Genomic DNA, 18,567 nt, shown 5'->3' with positions numbered 1-18,567 from the left:
GTTGAAGGAGATCGAACTAAGATTCGCGCTGGATCGCCGGGACGCGTTTGAGCAGGTGCTGGCGCAAATGGGAGCCCGTTACGTCGGTAGTGAAACTCAACACGACATTTATTACAAGATCAAAGGGCACGAACACGAAGGCGATGATCCAGGGTCCACGATATACCGTTTGCGTAAACTCAACGATCGTACACTGTTTACAAGAAAAACCACTATTGAATCCGGGGTTTGGGATGAGCACGAAGTAGAATTGCCATTTCATCATACTTCCTTCTTTCTGGATTTCTTGGACAACGTCCTGTCACGAGTCCTGGACATCGCCAAGCAACGTGATATCCATATCTGGAAGAGCATCACGATTTGTCTCGACGATGTGAGGTCATTGGGCACCTTTGCTGAGATGGAGGTTCTATACGATGGGGAGGACATCGCAACTGGTCGCGAGATCCTCAAAAACGCGGCAAGAATCTTTGGGCTCGCTGACAGTTCCTTGGTTACTGATGGCTATGTAACCTTAATGAAGAGGGTGCAGAGCGAGCGATGACTGACCAGAAGCACGTATTGGTAATAGGTTCGATGCGCCTGATCCAACAGGAACTTGTCGCCATCACGCATGTGCGTACAACGAATATTAAACGCCTCAGCAAAATTCGTTCGGAAGACAAGGCTTTGCACCGTCGAGTTCTCGGTCTGGATGAATCCTGTAACGCAGAGTGGGTCGCCTGCGCAGAAGCAATTCACCGGCGAGATCCTTTTGACCACGTCGTGGCATACCATGAACTCGACCAAGACAAAGCCGGTGTCATTGCGGAGGCTCTTCATCTAGCGTTTCATAGTCGGGCCACCCTGGACGCCGTCATCGATAAGTGCGCCATGCGTAAAGTGTTGTTGGAGAAGAATATCCCGTCCGTGCCGTTCTTGCCGGTCGATACTCTCGACGACATTGTTCGCTTCGGGGAACGGTATGGGTATCCACTTATCGTAAAGCCCCGATCAGGTTGGGCGAGCGAGCATATCATCAAGTGTGCTAGCTTTGACGACTTTGTTTCCAAGAGAGCCATGATTGACTCTCTGGTGGGACAGCGCTTGATTGTCGAGCAGTTCATCCCCGGTAGCGAATACAGTGTAGAAGCCATGTCCGAAAACGGCATCCACTTCGTTATTGGCATCACCGAGAAGTTAAAGGACCCGGTGACGTTCGTTGAAACTGGCCACTCGTTCCCCGCGATGCTGGATAGTACGGCGCAGCTTGCAATCGAACGGTACATGAACAAATTTCTTGATGCACTCGGCGTACAATACGGCCCCACGCATACCGAATTGATATTCACTCCAGGTGGACCCGTAGCGGTTGAGACGCATACACGAACGGGAGGGGACTCGATTCCAGACCTTATCAATGAAGTCTATGGCTTAAACCTCTACTCTTTGGTCGCGAAACAAAGTATTGGTGAAAGTGTATTGGATACATTGGAATCGGTGTGCTCTGTCGGGCATCAACGGGGCACGTATTCCAGCATTATGTTTTATACCCCATCCACTCGCGGGCGAGTTATCGATGTTCAGGGCGAGGACCAGGCTCGATCTATCCCCGGAGTCGTCAACGTATCCTTGGCCAAGACAGTTGGAGACTCGATCGGTCCCGTACGCAATTCCTTTGATCGTGCCTTCTCGGTCATCGCCAGCGGGCGGTCCGCCAATGAAAGCCGATCACGTTGCCAGGAAGCAGCTAACTTCATAACTTATCAATTAGGTAACGCGGATGATTGAAACCAACGTATCACGTGAAGTAATAGGGGTTTTTGACAATCTGTATTCGCAAAAAGCATTTGTTGGGTTGCCTGAAGCGGCTCTAATACGGCCTCCATCGGCTGAGACTTATTTCATCATGGCGGCGATAGCCGCGCACATCGAACTCTTCGATGACCTCGACCACACCTCTAGAAAGAATTACAGATGCCGGCAGCGCGTTTTCTTCGGCAACAAATTGGATGGGGTTGGCACAACTCCGCTGGCTAATCCTTTGGAGCAGTCGTTATCGCTCTTTCACATGAAAGTGTCCAGTCCTGGAGAGGTCATTCAGGACGTGCTAGAATTTTTATTTGCTCTCGGATTTAGACACGACTCGATTTATGTTCGGTGTGCCGCCGATCGTGACCTGTTGTCCGGATTTCGCCAAGTCGATATCCTGCCCGACAACATTTTTCCATGGCAGCATCTGGCGCCTTTTCGTATCGGGTCATCACGGCCACAGGGACTGTATTCTTATATGTATATTGGCTATAAGCATGGGCTTGTGCCTGTTGGTTCTATTGGATTCATTCATTCCGACGGGTTCTGGTTCACGGACACGGCCATTTTTCAGGAACGCCTGGTAATGATGTTGACTGGTGCTGGCAGCCTTTATGAATCAATCTTGTTCAAGGAGATATGGGAGGTGGTCAACGGCTGGAGATTTGCGAGAACGTCCTTCGATGTTAACCGTATAGCGACGTTTGTCAGAGCTATCGTTTTTTTAGCCGCTGATGGATTATGGGATGTCAGTGCTCGGGGTCCGGGACATGTATTTAAACGATTGTTACGAGAAGTCGCCTTTCTAATCCATGGAGCGCAACTCGGGTTGGATGACTGGTTGCACAGTATAAATGCTGTTAAGCATTGTGCGCGCAGCCAAGGCTACACGCTGGGGCTGCCCGAGGCGGTTGTCGAACACTTACGCGTGAAAATAAACCGTTACTCACACACTATCGCCAAACAGTTAACAGCCTTGTCCAGCAATCGCCCGGTCGATGAGACTGATGCCAAACGAATTATGGAGGAACACGGCCTTCGCCCCGAGTGGATTGTGGAGGACGGTGCGACCGCAGACTTGCGGGATTTGTTCGGGCCCTTTATACGGCAACGCAACTCTATACGCAATAAGGCATTATCCTTTGACCCATCTGAATACACAGACATTCGAGATTTGTTATCTGAACAGACCACTGAGGGGTTCCGATTTGGTCGTCGATGATCGAACAATCTTAAAAAAGGAGTGAATTTCATGGCCATTCTCATTTTAAATCGATTTTCTCAATCCCTGGGTCATTACGAAGAATGGTTGCAGGGCATCCCGGAAAAAGTACTTTTCTTCACCTCCTCAACCACTGCCTCGCAGTACCACTTTGACAACCAAAGTGTGTTCGAACACTTTCGCTCGAACTGGAATGTCGAATTAGAGGCTATACGTTTATTTGAACACCGCCCGTTCCATACCATTATTGCTCTCGATGAAGCTGAAATTTTACGAGCCGCGAGGCTCCGCGAGTACCTAGGCTTAAACGGACAAAATGTCGAAAGCGCTACCGCATACAGAGACAAGACCGTCATGAAGACATTGTTGCAAAAGGGTGGCATTAGAGTACCCCAATTCGCAAGAGCGACTTCCTCACTTGATATTATTGGCTTTGTCAACACTCACGGATTCCCGGTGATCATTAAACCCGTTGATGGGATGGCCTCACGGAAAGTGACAGTTGTTCAAGATGAGGGGGAATTAAAAGAGTTCTTCCGGGCCGTGCCCGATGAGCCGTTGGATATCGAGGAATTTGTCGAGGGGGATATGTACACAGTCGACGGATTGATTGTGGACCACCATCTCGCCTTCTATTCCGCTAGTAAATACGATCACGGTTGTCTTTCGCATTTATCCAACAAAACGGTCATGTATCATCTGTTGGATTCGGGATCGGATTACTACCGAACATTGGGCCTGTTTATTCAACGTGTCATCGAGGTTTTGCCCAGTCCCCGGTATAGCTCGTTTCACGCAGAGGTTTTCATCAAACCTGATGGCGAGTTGGTGTTATGTGAGATTGGTTCGAGAACGGGTGGAGCCCAATTGGGCACGGCTGTAAATACAGCGTACGGGGTCGATCTGGACGGTACCTCCGTAAGACTGCAAGTTTTGCGTCCCAATGAAAAACCCCATTTTCCAGCACAACACCGAACCCTATCCGGCGGAGTCTTCTTGCCCCAGAGAAAGGGGACCTTGGTCTCAATCCCAGACGCATTTCCCTTTGACTGGGTTATGAGCTATGTTCCCTGGGGTTCTCCTGGCAAAACGTTTAGCGCCCCGCAATCAAGCATAGATTGCGTTGGCTCCATTGTCGTGGAGGGCGCTACCGAAGAGGTCGTTACAATGCGCTTGAACGAGGCGCTAAACTGGTTCGAGACGCACGTCGTGTGGAGCACAGCAACTCAAGAGGCCGAAAAACTCTGAACATCAGAGTTCAAATCAGCCATTCAGTTGTCAGGGGATGGGAGAGCCCGCTCTCCAGTAGAGCAACCACAGTGTCCAGCCGTGCTTCGTAATTTAGCGGGCACGAACGGCGAGATGTATCGCAGTCGGAGCGAACTCTCCCTCACGCAGCGCTAAACTGGAATGAGGACAAAGTGGCGCATTTCAAGTGCTAGCAGCTGAATCGGGCTGAAAACCTCTCTATTATGAGGCTACGAAACTCAAGTCATGAAATGAGTGAACAAGGCCAACCCACAATATTGCCAGTAGGTGAGACGACTATGGTTAACTCATCGGTGCCATTACCCACCTGGAGAAATCTCTCCGCTGCCGCACGATGGGTATTGGTCTCGGTCTTTGTTACGAACATCGGTACCGGTATCCAAAACCTCGCCGTTGCCAAATTGCTATACGACGCGACGGGTTCCACGGTGGACTTTGGGCTAACTTTAATTATCGAAAATATCCTTACGTTTGGATTGCAATTGATCGCAGGCCCCGTCGTCGACCGCGGGCGACCCTCGACCGTCATGGTGGTGGCCGACCTTGCGCGCGGCTCCATCGTCTGTGCAAGCAGCATATTTCTAGCTAATGGGCACGTGTTTTGGTGGGTTGCAACAGCGGTCGTTGCGATCAATGTTGCCCGGCCGTTCTACCGCTCTGCGAATTTCTCTCTGGGGCCGCTTATCGCCGGGGGCGACCAGTTACTACTCTTTAATTCCATACGCGGTACTGTAGTGCAAGCTGGTCAAATGCTCGGTGTCGCCATTGCCGGGCCTCTGATTTACTTGTTAGGCCCGACTCCCGCCTTTGCCGTCAACGGCATTTCCTATCTATTAGCTGCGGGCGCAGTCGCCGCAATCAGAGTGCCACGCTTGACACATCAGGATGAAGGTGAAGACACGCCACGGTCTTTTATCGATGATTGGGCCCAAGTTCTGAAATATTTACAGGGGCAGTGGGCTTTGGCCTTTCATATGCTACTTGTCTCTGGTGACTTTCTTGTGGTCTCGTTTCTGAACATTGCGTTGGTTCCGATCGTGGCTGTGGATCTTCACAACCAGGTCTACTGGTTGTCTGTTCTTGACGGTAGTTTTGCCTTAGGCTCATTGTTGACTAGCTCTTTGTCTCCGAGGATTATCCGCCGGCTTGGTTACAGAATGGCTATTCTCGGTGCACTTGGCTCAGAAACAATTCTATTTGTGGGACTGTCCTCTGTCCATCAGATTATCTATTTGGCGTCCATCATGATCCTCTTTGGCGCTGCGAATACAGTTTCGGTGGCCTCCTTCATGACAACGCTTCAGGATCGGGTTGGTGCAGACTTGCGGGGCCGTATATCTTCTGCTCGCAGTTTTGCACTTTCCATCCTCTCGCTGGGCCTTATCCCTCTCGTCACACATGGGCAGTCAGAATCCTTGCATCAGGGACTCTGGATGTCGGCCGTTGTCACGTTTATGTTCTTTGTCGGCACTGTAGTGCTGGGGAGCCGCGTGTTTTTTGGGGGACCGCGCTTAGGTATCCCGGATCCGGCCAAATCGTGTTACCCCGGATGCTCCGACTCACCCGCCGTCTCACGGTGGCCCGCGCCTCTACGGCGCTCTTCATCGTTCCGCCCCCGCGATGGCGACCACGAGCCCGTTATGCGCATTGTGGCCCTGTGTTGAGCCTGACCCACGCTTGGTGGATGGTCTCGCCCCTCAGCCGCGAGGATTGGTTCCAGACGGCGGTGGCGACCCTCGACCCGTACGCGGGAGATGCCTGGTGCGAAGACTGAGCCCACACGTGGTTTGGGGTCAATCTGTTGGCCACCAACGCGACCACGTCGGAATACTGGGGCCCTGTCATCTTGTCCGAGAGGACTCCGTTGCATGACCCATGCCGCCGCTTCGCGCGGCGCCCACGACGAGCGACGACCGCGAAGGCCGTCGGCTCCTCACGATGGCAGCGGAAGTCCTCACCCGCTGGCAAAGTTATCAGTAGCATCAGGCTTATCAAGCAGTCTCAGGGAGAAATGATCGGGGCTCGCTTTTGACCTTTTCGACCCCACTGACGTCGATCGAAAAAAATCCCCACCTGAGTGGGGATTTTTCTTGCTGAATTTGTCCATTTCCTCGGCTCTTGGGCACTTTTGGTGCAACTTCGTCAGGAGAAATTCCCCGCTGTTGTGGAGGGATTGTTGGATTGATTTTGCCACTAGAATACGACCTTAATGGCGGCGTGGCAAGTGATTTTGGACAATTTTAGATAACAAATAGTAAGCTTCACCAAAAGTGCCCAAGAGCCATTTCCTCCTGTGAAAAATAACGTCTGCCCAAATTGCCGCGGGACCGCACAACAGTAGGCCCGTTCCCACGAGTCGCTACCAACGAAGGCGGTTCGAGAGCGTATTCCGTAGGGCAGGGCGGTGAAGGGGTTCCTCGCTGGACCGTGGATCGTCCCGGTTAGCTGCCTGCCGGAGTAAGTGGTTCGACGGTCACCCGATAGCCCAGGGATTGGATTCGCCGAATTTCCCGCTGCACCCTCGCGCGGGGGGCCCACCGGTCAAAGTAGTCCCGCCCCACGTCGGTAAACACCGTTTCGGAATCGCGCAAGATCGCGTAGACCGCAATGAGAATGTGACGACCCGTAGCCAACGCCGCGCGGAGCGCTTTACTGCCCTTGCCACTTGTCCATCGAGCACGTGACGCAACGACACCGAAAGATATATAATGGCCATAGATCACCGAGATCTGACCGCGGGCAGGCGACCACCTTTTTCGCCCTCGGTCGTATTTTTTTTCCTGATGGTACTAAAAAACCCCCGAATTCGGGGGTGCTGATCTTGTGGCCATTAGTCAGACCGTTGGCAAAAGAACTTAGCCAAAACAGCTCGCCACGTTCCTCGATATTCGCGGCTTCTCGTCTTTCACCACGCAGGCGGAATCGTTTGATGCCGCCTATTACCTACGGGCGGTATATCACTACGTACTCACCCAGGTGTTCGCCGATGCGGCCTTCTTTAAACCCACCGGGGACGGTCTCCTTATCGTGCATCGCCTGCCGGACACCTCAGAACAGGTCGTGCCTCTGGTGAGCGCAGTGCTCCAGCGCTGTATCGCACTCGTCGACGATTTCCCCACCTTGACGGCTGATGACCTGATGGTGAACTTTGCGGTTCCTCAACAATTGGGCATTGGCGTGGCGCGCGGCTCGGCGACGCGACTGATTTCGGACGGCATCGTCCTCGATTACACTGGTCGCTGCTTAAATCTAGCCGCTCGGCTCATGGACAAAGCCCGCCCCTCCGGGGTCGTCTTCGCCGACGGGCACGCGACCGATCTCATGGACGAGGAGGTGACGGAGTATTTCATGGAAGATACAGTATACATTCGGGGCATTGCCGAAGAGGATCCGATGCCGGTGATGCGGACCGATGCCGTGCGCCTGTCGCCCCGGGACCGTGAACCGATAACCGCCGTTGGGAAGGAGTGGGGAGCTCAGACGGTGATGACCGTGGCCGACGTGAAGAAACACTCACGGTTTAATTTCTATCTTCCTCGCCGGCCGGCTACGTTTGAGACCGTTGGCGTGGAGGTGGAGATCCCTGATTTCGCGGACGGGAAGCCCACGTCATACGTGACGTCGTTGATTCTGACGGGAGAAGTCGACGACAATCAAAACGGCTCGCTCGTATCTGTCCCATTCGAGGCTCTCCACGAAATTATTCAAGATCTCCCCGAATCCATTGACGGACTACTCCGGCCCCGCGCAACAAACATTACCTTTATCCCGTTCATTGACGGCCATACCGATTGACGGGGCCGGCTCGGGAGGCTCAAATGGGTGGGGCACCACACTATGCGCGATCCCTTCTCTGACCCTGGTCGCCCGTATCGCTCCATGCCATACCATACTAATTACTTCCCGTGAAGGAGGGTTCCCCCTGAACGAATACGATGTCGCTCAAATCTGCTTCAATGGTCACTTAAACAATGGTTACTGGCACACTGCACCGCACCACCATAGCGATTTCTGCTCGCGATGTGGGGCTCAAGAAATCCATCAATGCCCCAAATGTCATCATTCCATTCGGGGAAAAAGTCACAATGCCTCCCTTATCCGATATCACGTCCCGGCGTATTGCAATCATTGCAGTGCGCCCTTTCCGTGGACAGAACAAGCCATTCAGGCTGCGCAGGACTTCGCGGAGTTGGTCCTGACGTCTGATCAAGATAAAGACACCTTTCGGGAGAACGTGGCCGCTCTATCGCAGGACACGCCTTACTCCTCGGTGGCGGCCGAAAAAATACGGCGCGTGGTGGACAAGGTCACAGGCCCGGCCAAGGACACGCTTCGCGATCTCGTCGTTCAGGTCGCCAGCGAAACCATCAAGAAAATTCTGTGGGGACATTAGCACAATTCCAGTTCAATCACAGGCCACTCTATGTGTACTATGGACGACCGCGTGATTCACTGGTCTGAGCAGAAATACGGGATCACATACGATCTGCAAACACGGAGGCGATGACGGATGAATCATGAAGATATAGTAACGATTTGCCAAAACCTGGTGGGCCCGACGTATCCATTAACCTGGGAGCAGGGCCGGGTGGTGTCTAAGGCTTCGCTGCACTGGCCCGCGGCCGCCTATTTCCCGCGCTTTTTAGACGCATTCAATACGGCTGTGGGCATGCTCCAGGCGGAGGACTTCCCCCAAGGAGTCACCGCCCAGCATTACATGAAAGCCACGCTTCCTGATGTAGCGGTGAGCATCTTACTCACCGGTCAGGACCATGTGGCCGACTTGCAGGATTTCTTAGATGCCATGAAGCAAGTCAGTTCCTTTACCTATGAAAATAAGAGAGCCGAAGTGGGCTTCCTCTTAACGACAGGGTTAACTGTGGCAGAGATTCGGACAATCCTTGCCACGCGGTCGCTTTCGTTCGTAGAGTTTTCCGGACAGCAACTAAATGTGGACTTCCTACGCTCGTCTAAACAAGCCTATGTCTTGGCAGATGGACGGAGTATCGCTTACGTTGTCGACGGTCGGGGGACGATCCTTGGGCTGGCAAAAAAACAAGCGAACACGCACGAAATTCGCGACCAAGTGATGTCGGACGCCGAACGGCAAACGGACCGGTGGCTTATCCGTTACTGGCTACAAGAGGCGATCGCTGAACAATTTGCTCACAACGATGAGACCCTCATCCAGTATCCGGCCATCTTCCAAGAGGTACTGCAAGCCACGCTTCGCGCTCATGAGTGGTCCAATCGCATCACCAACCAGATTACGGAGGGCTGGCCCCCCATGATCTATGGGTACGTTCATGACGGGCGCTTCCGATGTGAACTTGGGCCGCGCACGTACGTCCAATGGGCCGGGGGAACCTGGCGGTTTCACGATGGGATTGTATTAGAATCGCAGATTGCCGTGGAATTACTAGCAAAAGAACTGAAATACGGCAATAACATTCCCTCAATGCAACTAGCAGCAGACATAGCGTCACCGAGCGCCATGTTTACTGAAGTGCTGAGTCATATGGATAATCCGGAGCAGGTTATTCTACTCATGCGAGCAGTACAATCCATGCTAGAGGAATTCGAGCACTTGACTCTCCAACCAGATTTCCAAAAGTTTTGGTCAACTTTTACACAATCGTTGTTCCCCAGCCTCGATTGGGACACCGTCCCGGATGCATTCAAAGGCGCTCTAGAAAAAATGGTCGCCATTTACCATGAAAGTCAGCCTGCTACGGGTAGCACCTTGAGCCCTTCTTTTGATTTGGAGACGTTGTTGGCTGTCTCGGAGAGTCTAGCGGATCGGGTATTAGATCTGAGTCATGCGCACATCGGCGCCTTATTGATTGTGGCCCAATCACAGGCTACGCAATCCATCATTGATGACACCGCCCAACACGCCCAGGACACTTTCTTGTTGCACAAAACTTTTTTGGCGCCAGCGGATGGCCACGCGCCCATGGATGTCCGCGATATGGATAAATATTTCTTCCGGAGGCTCTGTCAGATTGACGGGGCTACGCTGTTGACGTCGCATGGTACTGTTGTAGATTTCGGTCTCATGGCGAAAATACCGGAGAATGCCAAAGGGCCGGGTGAAGGAGCCCGCACGTTAGCCGCGAAAAATTTCTCAATCTTAGACGGGGTCCTATTTGTTCTCAAAGTGTCCGAAGATGGGCCGGTCAGTTTCTTCAACAACGGGACCAATCGATTCGACATTTATTGAACGCACTGCGTCTCGAGCGACGCGGCATCGGGCACTAAAACATCTGGACGAAGTGTGTGTACCAGGCATGTCCAAAGGAGGCGCCATCATGTCATTCGTCGATTTCTGCCCTATCGAGTAAAGCCCGGAGTGATCGGGGTTTCTGTAGCAATGGAACGAAAATGGCAATAGGATTGGGTACCTACTCATCCAACGACGATAGTGGCCGGAGATGACCTTGGGCGACGACCTCGGGGACCTCGAAGGAGTAGTGCCCCAACATGGTAATGTGGTCATGCCCGAGCGGGGAGAGACGCGCCACGTCGTCGTCCAACACCGTGGTTCCGCGCTGGCGGATTAATGCAAGCGCCTGTTCCATGTATCGCGTATTCCACAGCACAATGGCATTGACGACCAACCCCAGCGCGTTCAGTTGATCCTCTTGACCTTCGCGGTAGGCTTGATGCAATTCGCCCCGTTTCCCGTAGAACACCGCCCGGGCGAGACTGTGTCGCGCTTCGCCCCGATTCAGCTGGGTGAGAATCCGCCGCCGGTAGCTTGCGTCATCCAAACAAGCCAACAGATACCAAGTTTTGTAAATCCGACCGAGTTTCCCGATGGCGCGCCCCAGCAGGGTCGGTCGCCCCCCGTGCTGCAGGGATTGAATCAGTGCGGTGGCATTCACGGTCCCCCACTTCAACGATCCCGCGACCCGCAACAGGTCGTCCCAATGGCGGATAATGAGGTCGGCACGAATGCGCTGGCGGGCCAGGCGATTGAGCACCCCGTAATCGGACTCTGCATCTATGCGCCAAAAGCGGGCCTCGCCGACATCGGCGAGACGTGGGCTGAATTGGTAGCCCAGCAAGCCAAACAGGCCAAAAATCAGATCGCTCCCAATTACATGGAGAATCGGCACCGCGCGGCCGTCAGCCCGTATGATGACGCGCAGCGTGGTTGTCCCGCGCGGATGGTGCCACCCGCCAAAATATCGGCTGGTAGTTTTCGTACTGGAGGCGCTTTTCCTGTATGAGGTCCGCAATCACACCCACATCGTCTTGAGTAGCCACACGAAGAAAATTCATCGAGATTCCTCCACACATTGGAATTTTTAGACACACGCATCATATCCCAATTTCTCGGCGGGTGGGAGGTTTCATGTGTGCGGTCCGGTGTAGGAAGCCCCTGGATCTTGCTGCGTTCTCGCCCTCGAATCCGCAGCATTTCACCTAATGAAAGACGGGGAGTTGGGGTTCAGTCTGGAAAACCGAGGGCTTCTGAGTCGATCACGTCCCTGACTGCCGGCGGCATTGAAAGCGTTCTATACCACGATGCCGGGCCCCAGCGCTCGGAGTAATTGCGCCCACTGAACACTTTTGTCCAGCGCCCAACAAAAGAGGGATAAACCCATACGCTTACTTCGGGTCTGTGTTATAGTTTTCCTGATAATGGCCTCCATGGACCATCGAGTCGTTCGCCTTTGGGCGTCCCAGTTGACGCGACTGCGGGGGAACCTAATGGTCAACGCGACCATTGGTGGGTCCTCAGGTGCTGTTGAGAGTGCCTGAGCATCCATTACGAGCGTACGGCTGGCGCCGACGGCAGTAATTCGCAAAAGGAGACAAGGAGCATGGCGATACGAGCTACGTATATGATTGCCGCAGATCATGCTGGCGTGGATCGACAGGGGAAGGGCATCGTAGTCGGTATCTTTGATAAACTTTTGTTCAGTCCTTCATTCCCCGTCGCCTCGTTCTACGTTCTAGCCCGCATTGAAGGCGCAGATGCGGAAACCTTGCCTACTCACTGGACTGTCGAGGGGCCCGGAATAGAGCTCCAGCCGCATCCCATCGAGCGCGATGCGACTATACAGACTCCGCATACCACGGCCCTATATAGCATGTTGCGAGTACTTTCTCCCCTGAGCGAACCAGGCGAGTTTCGAGTACGTCTTTGGCAAAACGATGAATTTGTCGGCGAGCTTCTCGTCCCCATAGAAAGGATAGAGCCGTGATCCAAACTGCCGATCCAATGAATAAACTACTTCTTCGTCAACGTTCTTATCTGGGTCGTGACGCATCCAGCGTGTCTTCCACAGCTGTGAACTCTATATGGGCGACAGGAGTAGTAGTAAAATTAGATCCAAGAATAGTGCCCTTAATAGGGCAGTACAATGGAAAGGAAGGAGGGCGCGGCATGATGCTCCTCGATTCCCCATGGATCGAAAGAAACCCTAATGTTCTTGCAGGCCACCCGGTTGTTACCGGTACTCGTGTGCCCGTATGGGTCCTTAAGAGCCATGCCGAGAATGGGATGCCAGTAGAGCAACTTGCTATCGAATATAACCTGACCTTTGATCAGGTACGCGAAGTTTTGCGCATCGCACAGTTATTCTCGCCAGAACAGTTGGGCGCCCCTGATGATGACGAATGAGATTTGTGGCTGACCATGGGTTCTTTCAAGGCGTAGCCCGACAACTTGTGTGCTTGGGACACGACGTGGACTGGCATTTTCCATGGTGTGACCCAGGCGTTGGCGATCCGACCGTTTTTTTGTACGCGCTTGCGAGTAGTCGTATCGTGCTAACAGAGGATCGCGGGTTCTTGGCTCATGGCGTCGTCAACGAGCGCCTCAATGAAAGTATGGGTATTGTCGTGGTGCGGACGGACAAGTTCTTGCGTCCCCCGTGGGACAGTCCGTCTGTTGGAAATTACGTTAACCAACAGTGCAAGGAATATGAACATAGGCTGCAAGGACATGCCCTCATTCTAACTCCATCGCGGACACGTGTCGTAGGACCGCATTCAAAGCAATGACCTCCGCCAATGGCTTCCGCTCTCTCGTTTTTGAGAGAATATCAATCTCATGTTGATCGCCATCCATGAAGCCACGAGAGCCCGTCATGATAAGCCTGAGAATCCGACGCCGACTTTGGCGAGGCCGGAACGTTGCCACGGAGAATGGAAAACTAAGGTTTGCCACACCCAAGTACTTCACGATGCGAATAAGCTACTAACCGGTCCGTTAACGTATCAAGGGATTCTCTCGGAATGGCGATAAGTCCTCAAACAATCTATTGCCATTTTCGTTCCATTGCTACAGAAACCCCTGATCCAAGAGCCCCCCGCCTCCACCAGAAGTGGTTCGGTGGGGGACGTTCTACATCCCACAATGTTCCGTATGGTTTAGTCGTGAATCGGATTCACGGGAGACCATGCCATGAGCTGTCCCTCCTCTCAGAAGTTCACGTTCGACAGGACGCGGCCAATTCCTTTAATTAGAAGAGCAGCACCATGATTAGCGTATGAGAGCCCGCAGACGATTCTCGACAACAAATGCCCCTGGATCATTGCCAGACGGTTTGCATTTGATTTACAATGATTCCATCGTTTGGTAGACAGGTCGGTTCACGGCACACGCCCTGTCACAGGATCCGAAACGCAGCGCAAACGGAAAAGAAGCGGATTCGCACCCGCTCCCATCCCGCGCTGACGTGCCAACCGTTCTAAGCCAACGGTCCACACTGGACTCAGTACCGCTCTCACGGCGGTCGAGTCGTTATAAGGAATTATACCGTTTTCTCCCCCTTATAGCAACTCTGAACCCTCGTGGGCGCGGACCCAGCGAGGGATTTTTGCGTCGATTTCTTCCCTCCGGCCCAAACGACAAACACGACCGTTAGTCGCGGTCGTGTCCGTGCAATCGTCTGCATGAAAGGTGGTGAAAAGGTTTCGGTCTGGCGTGGCGCCCTAGACAAGTTCCGCGCTCAGATAGGTTGTGTGCTGTATCTCCCAAATTGAAAGGAGGTTTGTGATAGTACCGGTCGACGGCGGTTTCGCAAAAAGGCGAGACACGGCGTCTCGGGCATTGGTATGCCCACTATCCTAAGGCATTGCGCTCCAATCGTCAAGATCGCCGGGGATACGACCGGGACCATCAAACTCATATGACACAGTCTACCCATACATCCACCGTGTTAACCTTAGTGTCGTCTCCGTCCCTCAAACTCATCGCAGCCGATTTGGCCGAGCGCGGGTTGAATCTCCGTACCCGTGAACTGTTTCTCTTTCTCTGGCGGGCGAAAACACAGCCCCAGAAGCTGCCGATGGGCTTGATTTTCTCGGAACGCTTTCTCGCCACTGAACTGCATTGCTCGGTCCGGACCATCCAGCGAGCTCTGAAAGTGTTGACCGTGCAAGGCCTGTTGCGCATCCAAGCCCGTACGCGGCAAGATGGTGGGGGGGCGACCAACCGCTATTTCCCGATCTGGCGGCCACTGGCGGCCGCACGTCCCACGCCCACGCGCGCGCCCCTCGTGGCCGGGGCCAGTCCGGACGCGCCTGAGGCGCCAGTCCCGATCGCCCCTGAGACGGTGATTGTGTGGCCAGAAATGTCAGGGGGCCCCACGACACAGTGTCAGGGGGGGGAGGGCCCGGAATTGCAGGTGGGACAAGCCCTCGCAGGGGATTTCGCGACCACGATCGATCTAAACCAGGACTTTCAGAAGAGTGATCAACTCATACCGGGCGGGCCCCTCCTCCGCTTTGACACGGACACGGCCCTTCAGTTGTTTCTTTTGGCTTCGCTTGCTCTCAATCCCGCTCGTCTGCAACGGTGGATCCAACAGTACAGCTTAGCCCGAATCGCGCAAGTAGCCGTCTGGATTCTCTCGGCACCCAAAGGGGCCATCCGCCATCCCGGGGGCTGGATGCACCACGCGCTGATTCAGCACTGGGAGGCCCCTCGCTGGGTGCAGGAAGCGCGCGCGACACGGCAGCGCACCGCGCAGACCATCCTACGCGAACAAGCCACTCAAGCCCAGGAAATCGCCGAAGGGGAAAAAATTATGGCGCAGCAGACGACGGAGGAGGCCCTTTGGGCAGAGATTGCCCCGCGATTAGACGCATTGCCCGCGCTCTATGCGTATGCCGCTCAGTTGGCGCAGGCCGCGCTACACAGCACGTTCCGGCATGTGTTTAAGCCGGGATCCCTGACCGAACGGACCTTTGTGTTGCGCGCCGCGCAGGAGCGACCGGAGTTGCTCCAGGAAGTGGCGGCGGGGACGGCGACCGCCTGATCCTCGCTCGTGTAATATCACTCATTGTGACGAAGCTAGCTCTTGCGCTACAGTTGCTTTTGTCCTATAGTATAGTTAATACATCATTGATACGCATTGTAATACGCATTATAGTAGAAATCGTCCGAGGTGATATCGGTGAAGGCGTACTCGTCGCGGGAGATATTGCGGTTATTATTCGCCGACGGCTGGGTAGTGAAACATCAGGTGGGGTCCCATGTGCCACTGGTGCATCCGACCAAACCGGACAAAACGACCGTGCCTCATCCCCGCAAGGATTTAGATCCGAAGACGGTACGCCAGATTGCGCGACAAGCAGGGATTCACGTGCCCTGAAAGAGTGTGAGGACAAGAGGAGATGACACGGGATGGAGGATCGGTATGTGTTTCCGGCGATTTTTGAACCGGGGGACATTGATGGATATACGGTGAGCTTTCCCGATTTACCAGGGTGTATCACAGAGGGAGATACGTTGGACGACGCCTTTGCGATGGCGAAAGAGGCATTAGAGCTCTATTTATTTACGCTCGAAGAGGCGCATGAACCGATTCCGCGCCCGTCCCCGCTCCATCCGACCGCTGTAGGTGCGGACGAGATGGTTGCGGTCATTGAAGCATGGATGCCCCTCATTCGTAGTCGAATCGCCAATCAATCGGTGAAAAAGAATTTAACCGTGCCCAAGTGGTTGGCCGAGGCGGCAGATCGCGAACATCTCAATTATTCCCAAGTGCTCCAAGAGGCGTTGAAAACGCGGCTCGGGGTCACGGCGGAGCGTTCGGGACCGACTTCTTAATGGGAAGGGGGGATCAACACATGTCGCATCGACAGTGGCGGGTTTTTGCTTTGCCGCAGCCGCACGAGCTGCATTTGCAGGTGGGGATCGCCACGACCGGGGAAGCGCGATGGATTGGGGATCCGGAGTTTCAGGCGTGGGACCGCGGCCAACCGATAGAGGTAGCGCTACTCGCTACTCTTGAGTTCCTGCCGTTGGTGACCCCTATTGGGCATTTATGGGGTGCGGACAACTATACGGTGGGGACGGTCGCCGATGCCGCACGCGCCGCCGGCGTAGTCTCTCAGCGTATCCGCCAGTTGGTCTTGCAACGGCGTGTAATCGGAGCGGCACTGGTCCATGGGCGCTGGATGATTCCGTTGCCGTTATGGGTCTGGGCGGGACAGTCGGGGCCGGAATCGGCGTTGCAGAATACGGTCATGGTATCGCGGACAGTCGCCGCACACCACGACATGCGCGGGGCCCAGCCCTAACGCGGGCAGAAAGAGGAGGTGTTGATCGATGGTATTAGTGGTGCATAATCAAAAAGGTGGCGTTGGCAAAACGACCACGAGTGTCAATTTAGCAGTGAGTTTAGCCCATGCCAACCTGCATGTTCTGCTGATTGATGGCGATCTGCAAGGCAATGCCACAGACGAATTGTCGTTACCCTTGGAACCGCGGGTGGCGCGGTGGGTCCAGGCGGATCGATTTGAGCCGGTGGCGGTCCGCGAACATTTAGAGGTGCTCTCGAGTTCCCCCGATGAGGAATGGTGGGACGTGGCCGACGATCTCGTTCAACGGCGATTTGCTGCCATTCGCAGTCGTTATGATTTGATTGTGGTGGATACGGCGCCCTCCCGCTCGCCGTGGGTTACGAGTTTATTGCATGTAGCGGACGCCATCCTGGTCCCCGTGGATTTATCCTATCATGCGGTCGCTGGCGTGGACCACCTGCTCAAACTCGTTCCGACTCACCGGTTGATTGGGTTTGTTCCGATTCGTCTCGATCGGCGTACGCGTCAAAGTGCGGTGATGCTAGATGCTTTATCGGCGAGCACCGGCAATCTGGTCGCGCCGGCGATTCGCACCAGTATTGAGGTCGATCGGGCGGCCCAAAGTGGTCAACCTCTCGTCGACTACGCGCCGCATTCGACCGCTGCGCAAGATTATGTGGAACTCGCCGGATGGGTGGTGACGCGTCTTGTCGCGCAAGCCGGATAACACGTCGGGTTTTGATCGGTTGCAAGATTTAACCAATTCGATTGGCTCGCGGCTGCGGCATTCGGGCGAGACGGCCGAGGTAGTGACGGAGTCATCGCCCAGCGTGTCAGAGCTACCTCTCGATCAGATTCGTGTGGACGGTGTCAATGTACGTACATACTTTGATGACGACGCGTTAGCGCAGCTCGCCGACAGTATGCGGCGGCACGGCTTATTGCAGCCAGTGGTGGTTGCCCCGGAACCTGACCTACCGGACAGCTGGCGACTCATTGCGGGCGAACGCCGTTTGCGCGCCGCTCAGCAACTGGGGTGGACCCGCATTTCGGTCCGGATTCTCCCCGTGGCGCCCGCACAATGGAAGGCCTTAATGATGGCCGAAAACACGCTACGCGAGGATTTTACCTTGGGCGAAGAACTGGAAGGCTACGCGCTGTTGCGGGACGAATTGGGCAGTGTGGACGCGGTGGCGCAAACACTCGGGCTCAGTGCCAGCTATATTTATTCCCTGCTGCGGATTTGGCGGCATCCCAAGGCCCGCGAAGCCATTGTTGATGGCACGATTGTCAGTAAGGCGGTGGCACGGATTTTGGCGGGTCTAGTGGACAATGCGGGCCAGGAACGCACGCCGGGGTTGATGGATCACACATTGGCGTTTGTGGCCAAGACACACCCCTCTAAGGCTCAACTCAAAGCCTACGTGGATGCGTTGCTGCATCAGGTCTCGGGCGCCGAGGCAGCGGACGTACCCAAGAGAGTCAAACCTCAGCAGTATTCCTTTCTGACGCAAGAAGAGCACCGGGTCAACAAGGTCGTGACCGAGGTTCTTCCGGCCCTCTCCCCGGTAGAGCTGCGCGAACTGCGCCAGATGTATCAAGCGCTTTTGATGCGGATCGATACGGAGGTGTCCGGATAGAAAGTGTACCCGGGTACAGTGCGGCGGGGCTTGGAACGAAAGTGTACCCGGGTACAGTGCGGCGGGGCTTGGAACGAAAGTGTACCCGGGTACAGT

The 18,567-nt window shown here is 54.4% G+C and carries 19 protein-coding genes and 1 pseudogene; 17 read left to right on the top strand and 3 right to left on the bottom strand.

Annotation, left to right across the window (positions count from 1 at the left end; all coding sequences use genetic code 11):
- The first annotated feature begins 1 nt into the window (after nt 1).
- The 5 genes from cyaB to ACOJWD_RS05525 all read left to right on the top strand — a co-directional run bounded on the left by cyaB (nt 2) and on the right by ACOJWD_RS05525 (nt 5,946).
- A complete protein-coding gene (gene cyaB, locus ACOJWD_RS05545) occupies nt 2-544 on the top strand; it encodes a class IV adenylate cyclase (protein ID WP_486992225.1) in 543 nt (180 codons plus the stop codon).
- Entirely contained in the window at nt 541-1,770 is a 1,230-nt protein-coding gene (locus tag ACOJWD_RS05540; protein ID WP_486992224.1) for an ATP-grasp domain-containing protein, read from the top strand. The genes cyaB and ACOJWD_RS05540 overlap by 4 nt, the downstream gene beginning before the upstream one ends.
- Nucleotides 1,763-3,013, top strand: coding sequence for a hypothetical protein (locus tag ACOJWD_RS05535; protein ID WP_486992223.1), 1,251 nt, complete (start codon nt 1,763-1,765; stop codon nt 3,011-3,013). Before ACOJWD_RS05540 ends, ACOJWD_RS05535 begins: the two co-directional genes overlap by 8 nt.
- 30 nt (nt 3,014-3,043) lie before the next feature.
- Complete coding sequence (locus ACOJWD_RS05530) at nt 3,044-4,261, top strand: ATP-grasp domain-containing protein (protein ID WP_486992222.1); 1,218 nt, start codon at nt 3,044-3,046, stop codon at nt 4,259-4,261.
- Nucleotides 4,262-4,560: 299 nt separating this feature from the next.
- The gene (locus ACOJWD_RS05525) at nt 4,561-5,946 is read left to right on the top strand and encodes an MFS transporter (RefSeq protein WP_486992221.1); all 1,386 of its coding nucleotides are present in this window, start codon (nt 4,561-4,563) and stop codon (nt 5,944-5,946) included.
- Between the two features lie 777 nt (nt 5,947-6,723).
- On the opposite strand, the gene ACOJWD_RS05520 is transcribed toward ACOJWD_RS05525, so the two are convergent.
- Nucleotides 6,724-7,005: a class I SAM-dependent methyltransferase gene (locus ACOJWD_RS05520; protein ID WP_486992220.1), complete on the bottom strand. Its 282-nt coding sequence runs from the start codon at nt 7,003-7,005 to the stop codon at nt 6,724-6,726.
- A 304-nt stretch (nt 7,006-7,309) separates the two neighbouring features.
- Here ACOJWD_RS05520 and ACOJWD_RS05515 point away from each other — a divergent pair, with 304 nt between their 5' ends.
- From ACOJWD_RS05515 to ACOJWD_RS05505, 3 genes are all read left to right on the top strand, one after another.
- Nucleotides 7,310-8,077: a nucleotidyl cyclase domain-containing protein gene (locus tag ACOJWD_RS05515; RefSeq protein WP_486992219.1), complete on the top strand. Its 768-nt coding sequence runs from the start codon at nt 7,310-7,312 to the stop codon at nt 8,075-8,077.
- Nucleotides 8,007-8,675 carry a DUF2321 domain-containing protein gene (locus ACOJWD_RS05510; RefSeq protein ID WP_486992218.1) on the top strand — a complete coding sequence of 223 codons (669 nt, stop codon included), beginning with the start codon at nt 8,007-8,009 and terminating at the stop codon, nt 8,673-8,675. The genes ACOJWD_RS05515 and ACOJWD_RS05510 overlap by 71 nt, the downstream gene beginning before the upstream one ends.
- Nucleotides 8,676-8,792: 117 nt before the next feature.
- Nucleotides 8,793-10,505, top strand: coding sequence for a hypothetical protein (locus ACOJWD_RS05505; RefSeq protein WP_486992217.1), 1,713 nt, complete (start codon nt 8,793-8,795; stop codon nt 10,503-10,505).
- A 181-nt stretch (nt 10,506-10,686) separates the two neighbouring features.
- Here ACOJWD_RS05505 and ACOJWD_RS05500 read toward each other — a convergent pair.
- Nucleotides 10,687-11,379, bottom strand: a pseudogene (locus ACOJWD_RS05500) (Tn3 family transposase); the annotation flags it as partial.
- Nucleotides 11,380-11,413: 34 nt separating this feature from the next.
- Nucleotides 11,414-11,569, bottom strand: coding sequence for a hypothetical protein (locus ACOJWD_RS05495; protein ID WP_486992216.1), 156 nt, complete (start codon nt 11,567-11,569; stop codon nt 11,414-11,416).
- A gap of 545 nt (nt 11,570-12,114) precedes the next feature.
- Between ACOJWD_RS05495 and ACOJWD_RS05490 the strand changes: the two genes are divergently transcribed.
- From ACOJWD_RS05490 to ACOJWD_RS05450, 9 genes are all read left to right on the top strand, one after another.
- Nucleotides 12,115-12,498, top strand: coding sequence for a DUF6941 family protein (locus ACOJWD_RS05490; protein ID WP_486992215.1), 384 nt, complete (start codon nt 12,115-12,117; stop codon nt 12,496-12,498).
- Nucleotides 12,499-12,680: 182 nt separating this feature from the next.
- On the top strand, nt 12,681-12,917 hold the full coding sequence (locus ACOJWD_RS05485; RefSeq protein WP_486992214.1) for a DUF433 domain-containing protein: 237 nt from the start codon (nt 12,681-12,683) through the stop codon (nt 12,915-12,917).
- Entirely contained in the window at nt 12,914-13,300 is a 387-nt protein-coding gene (locus tag ACOJWD_RS05480) for a DUF5615 family PIN-like protein (protein ID WP_486992213.1), read from the top strand. The genes ACOJWD_RS05485 and ACOJWD_RS05480 overlap by 4 nt, the downstream gene beginning before the upstream one ends.
- A gap of 1,130 nt (nt 13,301-14,430) precedes the next feature.
- Nucleotides 14,431-15,561 carry a hypothetical protein gene (locus ACOJWD_RS05475; protein ID WP_486992212.1) on the top strand — a complete coding sequence of 377 codons (1,131 nt, stop codon included), beginning with the start codon at nt 14,431-14,433 and terminating at the stop codon, nt 15,559-15,561.
- A 138-nt stretch (nt 15,562-15,699) separates the two neighbouring features.
- Nucleotides 15,700-15,897 carry a type II toxin-antitoxin system HicA family toxin gene (locus ACOJWD_RS05470; RefSeq protein WP_486992211.1) on the top strand — a complete coding sequence of 66 codons (198 nt, stop codon included), beginning with the start codon at nt 15,700-15,702 and terminating at the stop codon, nt 15,895-15,897.
- 32 nt (nt 15,898-15,929) lie between these two features.
- Nucleotides 15,930-16,355, top strand: coding sequence for a type II toxin-antitoxin system HicB family antitoxin (locus tag ACOJWD_RS05465; protein ID WP_486992210.1), 426 nt, complete (start codon nt 15,930-15,932; stop codon nt 16,353-16,355).
- A gap of 20 nt (nt 16,356-16,375) precedes the next feature.
- Entirely contained in the window at nt 16,376-16,828 is a 453-nt protein-coding gene (locus ACOJWD_RS05460; RefSeq protein ID WP_486992209.1) for a hypothetical protein, read from the top strand.
- A 28-nt stretch (nt 16,829-16,856) separates the two neighbouring features.
- Nucleotides 16,857-17,558 (top strand): ParA family protein, encoded by a 702-nt coding sequence (locus ACOJWD_RS05455; RefSeq protein WP_486992208.1) that lies wholly within the window; start codon nt 16,857-16,859, stop codon nt 17,556-17,558.
- Nucleotides 17,539-18,471, top strand: a complete 933-nt coding sequence (locus ACOJWD_RS05450) for a ParB/RepB/Spo0J family partition protein (protein ID WP_486992207.1) — start codon at nt 17,539-17,541, stop codon at nt 18,469-18,471. Before ACOJWD_RS05455 ends, ACOJWD_RS05450 begins: the two co-directional genes overlap by 20 nt.
- The last annotated feature ends 96 nt before the right edge of the window (nt 18,472-18,567 follow it).

This window comes from Sulfobacillus sp. TH-112, assembly GCF_057473405.1.
The sequence above is the reverse complement of the archived record's forward strand: the minus strand, read 5'-3'. Positions and strand labels throughout refer to the sequence as shown.